General features: G+C 49.5%; 8 protein-coding genes (1 of these 8 only partly in view). 2 read left to right on the top strand and 6 right to left on the bottom strand.

Going from position 1 to position 7,996, the window contains the following annotated elements:
- The 4 genes from pssA to BTJ40_RS03085 all read right to left on the bottom strand — a co-directional run.
- A protein-coding gene (gene pssA, locus BTJ40_RS03100; protein ID WP_108735151.1) for a CDP-diacylglycerol--serine O-phosphatidyltransferase crosses the window boundary here: on the bottom strand, position 1 shows a 1-nt sliver of it. 875 nt of this gene lie to the left of the window's left edge; only 1 of the gene's 876 nt is visible here; its start codon straddles the left edge of the window (only 1 of its three bases is visible, at position 1); its stop codon lies beyond the left edge, outside the window.
- 112 nt (positions 2–113) lie between these two features.
- The gene (gene ilvC, locus BTJ40_RS03095) at positions 114–1,139 is read right to left on the bottom strand and encodes a ketol-acid reductoisomerase (RefSeq protein ID WP_108731722.1); all 1,026 of its coding nucleotides are present in this window, start codon (positions 1,137–1,139) and stop codon (positions 114–116) included.
- A gap of 23 nt (positions 1,140–1,162) precedes the next feature.
- Entirely contained in the window at positions 1,163–1,654 is a 492-nt protein-coding gene (gene ilvN, locus BTJ40_RS03090) for an acetolactate synthase small subunit (protein ID WP_108731721.1), read from the bottom strand.
- 11 nt (positions 1,655–1,665) lie between these two features.
- A complete protein-coding gene (locus tag BTJ40_RS03085) occupies positions 1,666–3,402 on the bottom strand; it encodes an acetolactate synthase 3 large subunit (RefSeq protein ID WP_108731720.1) in 1,737 nt (578 codons plus the stop codon).
- Positions 3,403–3,854: 452 nt separating this feature from the next.
- On the opposite strand from BTJ40_RS03085, the gene BTJ40_RS03080 reads away from it, so the two are divergent.
- The gene (locus BTJ40_RS03080; RefSeq protein WP_108731719.1) at positions 3,855–4,322 is read left to right on the top strand and encodes a DUF4124 domain-containing protein; all 468 of its coding nucleotides are present in this window, start codon (positions 3,855–3,857) and stop codon (positions 4,320–4,322) included.
- 13 nt (positions 4,323–4,335) lie between these two features.
- Here BTJ40_RS03080 and BTJ40_RS03075 read toward each other — a convergent pair whose 3' ends face one another.
- Together BTJ40_RS03075 and BTJ40_RS03070 are read right to left on the bottom strand one after the other, a co-directional pair.
- On the bottom strand, positions 4,336–5,415 hold the full coding sequence (locus BTJ40_RS03075; RefSeq protein WP_108731718.1) for a hypothetical protein: 1,080 nt from the start codon (positions 5,413–5,415) through the stop codon (positions 4,336–4,338).
- Between the two features lie 29 nt (positions 5,416–5,444).
- Entirely contained in the window at positions 5,445–6,662 is a 1,218-nt protein-coding gene (locus BTJ40_RS03070) for a hypothetical protein (RefSeq protein WP_108731717.1), read from the bottom strand.
- 254 nt (positions 6,663–6,916) lie between these two features.
- On the opposite strand from BTJ40_RS03070, the gene BTJ40_RS03065 reads away from it, so the two are divergent.
- The gene (locus tag BTJ40_RS03065) at positions 6,917–7,981 is read left to right on the top strand and encodes an AraC family transcriptional regulator (RefSeq protein WP_108731716.1); all 1,065 of its coding nucleotides are present in this window, start codon (positions 6,917–6,919) and stop codon (positions 7,979–7,981) included.
- Positions 7,982–7,996 lie beyond the last annotated feature (15 nt).

Below are 7,996 nucleotides of genomic sequence, written 5' to 3'. Positions count from 1 at the left end.
TATACTCTCCATTGATGCATTGTGCAGTCAGCGAGTTTAACGCCAATTTACCGCCTGAGCCCAGAGCAAAAAAAAACGGCAGGGTCACCCCTGCCGTTTTTCTACACCTCAGGTCAGCTATTACCTTCAGTGCGATCAATAATCTTATTCGCCTTGATCCACGGCATCATAGCGCGGAGCTTTGCTCCCACCTGCTCAATTCCATGTTCACTGCCAATGCGGCGCTCCGCCTTCAAGCGCGGCTGCCCCGCCAGTGACTCAAGCATAAAGTCTTTGGCAAACTTTCCGGTTTGAATATCTTTAAGAACCCGCTTCATTTCCGCCTTGGTTTCATCCGTGACAATACGCGGGCCTGTAACGTAGTCGCCATACTCAGCAGTATTGGAAATAGAGTAGCGCATATCGGCAATGCCCCCCTGATACATCAGGTCGACAATTAGCTTCAATTCATGCAAGCACTCAAAATACGCCATTTCCGGGGCATACCCAGCTTCTACCAGAGTCTCAAAACCAGCAGTTACCAGTGCGGAAACACCCCCACAGAGCACAGCCTGCTCACCAAAAAGATCTGTCTCAGTCTCTTCGCGGAAGTTGGTTTCAATAATGCCTGAGCGGCCGCCACCATTGGCTGAAGCATAAGAAAGCGCCAAATTTTTTGCTTTACCAGTCGCATCCTGATAAACCGCAATCAATGTGGGCACACCGCCCCCTTCAAGGTAAGTCGAACGAACAGTGTGGCCAGGGCCTTTAGGGGCAATCATAATCACATCGACATCTGAAGGCGGCTCAATCAGTTCGAAATGCACATTAAAACCATGAGCGAAAGCCAGGGCCGCGCCCGATTTAAGATTTGGAGCAATTTGATCCTTATAAATATTCGCCTGGTATTCATCAGGCGCAAGAATCATCACTACATCGGCATCTTTAACCGCATCAACAACTTCCGCCACTTTCAGGCCCGCGTCTTCAGCCTTCTTCCAGGAGGCAGACCCCTCGCGCAAGCCAACAACAACATTCGCTACACCAGAGTCTTTCAGGTTGTTGGCATGGGCATGACCTTGAGACCCGTAACCGATAATCGCAACTGTTTTTCCCTGGATCAAAGAAAGGTCACAATCTTTATCGTAATAAACTTGCATCGCTCAGTTCCTGTTCTTTTACTCTATACACTTAATACTTTTTCACCGCGGGCAATCCCGGAGACCCCGGACCGCACCACTTCCATAATTGTGTGCTCCCCCAATGCCTGGAGGAACGCATCAATTTTTTCACCAGTTCCAGCCACCTGAACCGTGTACATACTGCTGGTGACATCGACAATCTGTCCGCGAAAAATGTCGACACTGCGTTTCACTTCATCGCGCTGGGCACCATTGGCTCGCACTTTCACCAGCAGCAATTCCCGCTCAATATGCGAGCCCTCTGTGAGGTCTACCAATTTCACAACATCGATAAGCTTGTTTAGATTTTTGGTAATTTGCTCAATCTTGTGATCATCACCAATTGTCACCAGTGTGAGGCGCGACAAAGTCGCATCCTCAGTAGGCGCCACAGTGAGGCTTTCAATGTTATAACCACGCTGGGAAAACAGACCAACTACGCGGGACAAAGCCCCGGGCTCGTTCTCCATCAGAACCGAAATTATTCTACGCATCGCCCTACCCTTTAAGTTCGCTCGGTTTTGCTCAGCCACATGTCACGCATGGAGCCGTTCGGCATCACTTGCATGGGATAGACATGCTCGGATGGGTCGACGTAAACATCGATAAATACAGTGCGATCTTTAATTGCAAATGCCTCTTGCAACTTATTGTGAAGATCTTCACGCCGCTCCACTTTCACCCCGACATGGCCGTAAGCCTCAGCGAGTTTCACGAAGTCAGGTAGCGACTCTTCATAAACACTATTGGAAAGGCGCCCTTCGTATTGCATCTCCTGCCACTGCTTCACCATACCGAGGGCCTGATTGTTAAGGCAGAGGATTTTTACGGGCAGATGATACTGGGTAGCTGTAGAGAGCTCCTGAATACACATCTGGATACTCCCTTCACCAGTTACGCACACAACCTCTTTGTCTGGATGAGCTATTTTCACCCCCAAGGCCGCCGGCAAGCCGAAACCCATGGTTCCCAACCCACCGGAGTTAATCCAGCGACGAGGTTTATCAAAGAGGTAATACTGCGCAGCGAACATCTGATGCTGTCCTACATCGGAGGTAACAAATGCATCACCCTCGGTAATGTCATACACCGCCTTGATTACATCCTGCGGCATTATCAGGGCACCATTGGTCTGATAACGGGGGGCCGCGTACAAGCCGTGGCGCTCACGCCAATCGTCGATCTGACGCCACCAATCTACTATTGCAGAGTGATCCGGTTGCTCATCATTGGCTTTAAGCGCTTCAAGCATTTCCCTGAGGACCGCCTGAACCGTTCCCACAATCGGGATATCGGCAACAATCGTTTTAGAAATTGATGCCGGATCGACATCAATGTGGATAATTTTGGCCCCTGGGCAAAATTTGCCAGGTGTGTTTGTGACCCGATCATCAAAACGCGCGCCCACGGCCAAAATCACATCGGCATGGTGCATTGCCGTATTGGCTTCAAAGGTGCCGTGCATTCCGAGCATACCGAGAAAACGCCGGTCACTACCTGGAAATGCTCCGAGCCCCATCAAAGTATTGGTCACCGGATAATTCAGCTTTTTTGCCAATTCAGTGAGCAGCTCAGCACCATCGCCCTGTACTACCCCCCCACCGGCATAAATTACCGGGCGACGAGCAGAGAGCAGCATTGCTACGGCTTTGCGTATCTGGCCACTATGCCCTTTACCGGCAGGTGTATAGGAGCGCATCCGCAATTTTTCTGGATAACGGTAAGGAAACCTCTCTGCCGGGTTGGTGACATCTTTCGGGATATCGATGACTACCGGGCCTGGACGGCCCGTATTGGCAATAAAAAAAGCTTTTTTTACGACCGTGGGAATATCTTCCGCATTCTTGACCAAAAAGCTGTGTTTTACGATCGGCCGGGAGCAGCCGACCATATCCGTCTCCTGGAACGCATCCTCACCGATCTTATCCCTGGGCACCTGACCGGATATCACCACCATGGGAATAGAATCCATATAGGCAGTTGCGATACCGGTAATCGCGTTGGTAGCACCAGGACCAGATGTCACCAGCACTACACCCGCCTTACCAGTAGACCGTGCATAGCCATCGGCAGCATGGGTCGCACCCTGCTCGTGGCGCACGAGAACATGCTTAATCGACTTCTGTCGAAAAATAGCATCATAGATATGCAACGCTGAGCCGCCCGGGTATCCAAAAATCAGATCCACCCCTTCATCCTGCAGCGCGCGAACCAACATATCGCCGCCGGAAAGTAATTCCACTTGAGTCTCCTCAATTTTCCTGTTTCGTAGGATAGCCATCACCAGAGAACGTATAAAACGCCGATTGGCGAGAATGCCAGACAGCAATTATAGGGGAAAATGGTGACAAATATCAGCCTGTTGCGTGTTTAACTGCCGATTTTTAGGATGAACTGATCGCGCATAAACACCTAAGCCTGAGTAAAGCTACACAAGTTCACTACAGGATTAGCAGGCCTCCAGGGGTGAGGAGGGCCACTCAGCGGAATTTCGATGGGGGGTGTCCCACCAGGGTTAGACTCAAAACCACGGGTGTGCGGTGAGATCTAGCCACTGAGTAAACCCCCGATTTTGCCAATTGAGCCCTGGCTGTCAATAGGCGTTCATGAAAGTGTTAAGACAGTTACAGGAAAACCCGCCAGTATCGGTACAATGGGGAAACGGAAGGAATACCAACATAAGGGGTAAGCACCATGCGCATCTTACTGTCGCTACTGATTGCAGTTACAGCCACGACCGTTCACGCCAGTGGTATCTATAAGTGGGTGGATGAGGATGGTGTAGTCCACTTTGGTGAGCAACCTCCAGGCAATGCCCAGGTGGACGTAATCAAGAAGCCCAAGTCGGAGCGCTATAAAAAATGGGAGGCTGAACAGGAGGCCTTAAGCTCCCAAAAGCCTGTAGAACAGCCAAAACCCGCACCAGCGAAGCAGCCCGAAAAGCAACCAGACTTACACCAGCAAGAACAGCAGAAAACTGCCCAACTGGAAGCTGCACTGCGCGCCAGACGTTGTGAATCCGCAAGGAAGTCTCTGAATTCTTTAAATGCTCACTCTCGTATTAGTGAAGTCGACCAAAACGGAAATCATAGAAGATTATCAGAGGATGAGCGGCAGCAACGTATATCTACCGCTCAACAACGTATCCTAAATAACTGTTAGATCCTAACTACCCCTACAACTCCCGGTAGGGAATATCAGTAAATTGATCCAGGCTGTAGCGCTCAGTGTAATAGCCTGGTTCAAAAGCACTATCCCTGGCCATAGGCACCGTTACCCTGGCGATACTCAGTTGTTTTACCAGATATGGGCCGTCCTGCCCGGCATCACGAATCAGTAGTCCGTAAAATTCCAAGGGAACCCAGTGCCGCCCCACCGTTAATTCAAAAGCATTTTGCGTTGTACCTATCGGGGATTGATCATCGTTATACAGGGAGCCCTGAAAATAATACCGCCCATCCCTGCTAATCTCGACTTCCGCCTCAATGAGCAAATTGCCATCGGCAGTAACAGAATCTCGCAAAGATCCTGTATAGCTTCCCGTATCCTCAGAAAGAGTAAAGGCTGCTGCATCGCGGAGGCCGTCAATATCAGTGTCGACAATGACTTTGAAGATCCCAGCTTCCAGTGCCTGGCCATTAAAGGAGCCCGCCTCCATCAGCACTTCATAGATTAAGTCTCCATCGGAATCACTGAAGGCCAAAGTGCCCACCACCTCTTGATCCTCGTAAACCAGCAGTGCAGTCAACTCAGCGCTGACCCGGTCTCCATCACTGTCGGCCTGATAAGCAAAGACCCGTATGATGTCGCCACGCAAATAGAACTTTTCATCCGTCCACAGAGTCAGCGAATCCCCTTCCTCACTGTGAGTGGTTCTTTCATCCACAGCGAATGTCTGGGTAATAGGGTCCTGCTCTGGAGTTTTAATCGCCCTGTTTTCTGGGGGGTAGCGATGGAAGCGAGCCATGTCTGAGAGCAGGGACTCATGCAACTCAGTTTTGTTGGGCAATGACTGGATTTCCTTCCAGAGCCTTACCGATTGCCCCTCTTCCTCCTGCTCTGGTTCCGCCGGCTCTATAGTATCTGGGTTATGGCTCCGGATAGATCGCTCCTCAGCTTTAGCTTTGGCAACAACAGTGGGCGTCACCTCATCACTGCCTACCAGGGCCCAGTAGCCCACCAGCCCGGCAACTATGACTGCAACACCCCAGACTGCCAGCCGGACCTTTGATCGATCTTTGATTGATGTGGACATCAATACCCCCGAAGCCGTTTATTTTTTTGTTAATTTGTGCAGGCTGAGATTCTTCCCGCGCTATTCTTACCTGAGCCACAATCCAACCCATCGGGAATGGAATCGTAGTCTGGGGATAGAATGCCACCATTACGCTGCGCATCATGATCCGTGTAGATACTGGCCAGATTGTAAGATCGGGCGGTACCTTTACTGTCGTTGTCGCAGGAAAATATTGCGCTGCCGTAAGCTACGCCAAACAGGGTTTCATATTCTTTGAGGTTTGACCATAGGTTGCGTTTGGCAGACCCGGAACAATTCATTTGCGAAGCCAAATTAATATAACCGTCGTCCTCACCATTCAGCAGCATGGAGGTAGCACTTTCTATACCTGGGAAGCCTGCATAGCCCCCAATGCTATAGACTGGCGCACCGAGATTCGTACCCACATAATTTCTCACGGTATAAACATCATTGGTCTGCATATAGCGAACCGCAGAACATTCACGTCCCAGAAACAGTGCATTGACCAAATCGTCATACCAACTGCCATTACATATCCGATCAACGCCCTCGGTACCGGTAATTGCACCTCCCGTGGTAAATATCGCAGCAACACCGCTGATCGCCGAATCAAAATCGACACTCACTGCGTAGCTATCATTGAGCCCGGCAACTCGGACTTCCTCTTCAACTGTTTTACAGGATTTACTGCCATACCAGGTTGTGGAACATTTTTTTACTTCTTGAATTTCTGTATTGGTATCGAACTGGTTATAGGCGCGATTGTAGTAGGGCGACCCCTCAACAGCATTACCGGCGATATACATCATTTGCGCGGCGCCCTGGCTGTGGGAAATAATCCAGAAAGTGTCCTCTGCCGAACACTGGCTGTCGTGTTCAAACCGATCCCCCTGACCTGAGCGGATCTCTATAATTTGACGAGCAATTTCGCCGGCTGTCTCGTCATGCCAGTAGGGGTATTCGCCTTCATCCGTTGAGTTGTATCCGACAACGCCGTAGTTGCCGCCATCAACCAGCAACTGCTGAATAAAATCGCTATTGGAATATTCGTCAAAAACCGCCTCGCTCCAATAATCCAATGCTGGCTGCACTAAACTCCCATTACTATTTACGCTTGTTGTATGCCCTTCGACTCCATGTCCATGAACTAGGATATAGCAGTTTTCCGCCACCGCTGATGAAGCGCCAATTATCGCTGAGAAAAAAATAGACAGGCCTGAACCCAGCCTTTTAGACAGTGCCATTGTTGTTTTCCTTTATTGTTTTAGTAAGTGGCAACTCTTGTGACCGAAGAGTTTTAATTATCTGAATAACGCAATGTACTGCAGACCAATAAAACTTATCCTCTAGGCTCTGTTTGAGAATAGGATTAATGGCGCCAGAGGGGGGTTGAATCCGCCACGTGAAGCGACCAATTCGTCATATTTCTCAAATAGTATTCGAGGTTTGAGGCGCCTTTGCTATGATGCCGACAACGCCACCCGGACGGCAGTAAGTCATGAGAGACCAAAATAAAAATATGTCCGGCTCTGCCGGCGTGCCCAAAATATTTGCACCCTACTTTGTGGTTGCCGCAGCCAGGCTCGGTATCCCCACAGAGACACTAATTGAGCGATTGCCATTCTCATTTAGCTGGAACCCAGCGGAGAGTGAGTGGCTTAACTACAGTGAATTCAATGCCTTGATTGAAAGCATATTGGCGCTATCCCCTGTTACCTCACCGGGTCTCAGCTTTAGCCGCTTTCCGATTATGCTCTGGCTTGAAGAAACTATTATTGAAGCTCAGCCCTCATTGAGACGGCCGAGGGAGATTTTTCGCCCTGCCGAAATCGTACTTTCACAAACCTTGGCACCCCTGCTGCGTTTTCAAACTTACCAGGAAGGAGATGCAGAGGTACTTACACTCAACTGGCAACAAGAGCTATTCAGTGCTCCAGTCAATCATTTTATTGCTGAAATGCTGATGAGTCGCGGGGTAGACCTGTTACGTACCTTAAACCCGAAATTTCCAGAGGTTCAGGGGTTAAAACTGCGTGGTGAGCAACCAGAGGATGACTCAATCCACAAGAGAATATTCCAGTGTCCGATCGAGTTTTCAGCCAATGAAAATGCGATAATCCTGGGCTCCCAAATTCTGGACTTTCCAATTCCCAGTTACCATAAGATTCTCCGCAGCCAAAGTCGCAATATCTTAAAGGCGGTATTACACAATACTTTGACCAGTTACAACCTGGCAGCGAGCTTGCGTGCCTGGCTTGAAAAGCATCTGCTCAAGGAAGAAATTACCATCAAACAAGCCGCTACATATTTCCGTACCAGCGGCAGAACCTTGCAGCGCAGACTGAGAGAACAAGGAGTAACCTTTCAGCAGCTAAAAGATGGCGTCACGCTCTCTTTGACCAAGCACCTTCTTCTGTCAACCAATGACTCAGTGGAAAGTATCGCGGTACAACTTCATTTTGCCGAACGAGCAGTATTTACACGTTTCTTCAAAAAGCATGAGGGGGTCACACCTTCTGAATTTCGCCGCAGTAATTCCGGCAGGAATATCTTTGAAGCGTAAAAAATGAGAGGGTGG

It is taken from the genome of Microbulbifer sp. A4B17 (assembly GCF_003076275.1).
Lineage (GTDB): Bacteria > Pseudomonadota > Gammaproteobacteria > Pseudomonadales > Cellvibrionaceae > Microbulbifer.
Note: the sequence above shows the minus strand (reverse complement) of the source record. Positions and strands in the feature narration are given on the sequence as shown.

Excerpts from the sequence above, each read along its gene's own strand:
- ilvC (WP_108731722.1), bottom strand. The coding sequence starts at position 1,139 with ATGCAAGTTTATTACGATAAAGATTGTGACCTTTCTTTGATCCAGGGA.
- ilvN (WP_108731721.1), bottom strand. The coding sequence starts at position 1,654 with ATGCGTAGAATAATTTCGGTTCTGATGGAGAACGAGCCCGGGGCTTTG.
- BTJ40_RS03080 (WP_108731719.1), top strand. The coding sequence starts at position 3,855 with ATGCGCATCTTACTGTCGCTACTGATTGCAGTTACAGCCACGACCGTT.
- BTJ40_RS03075 (WP_108731718.1), bottom strand. The coding sequence starts at position 5,415 with ATGTCCACATCAATCAAAGATCGATCAAAGGTCCGGCTGGCAGTCTGG.
- BTJ40_RS03070 (WP_108731717.1), bottom strand. The coding sequence starts at position 6,662 with ATGGCACTGTCTAAAAGGCTGGGTTCAGGCCTGTCTATTTTTTTCTCA.
- BTJ40_RS03065 (WP_108731716.1), top strand. The coding sequence starts at position 6,917 with ATGAGAGACCAAAATAAAAATATGTCCGGCTCTGCCGGCGTGCCCAAA.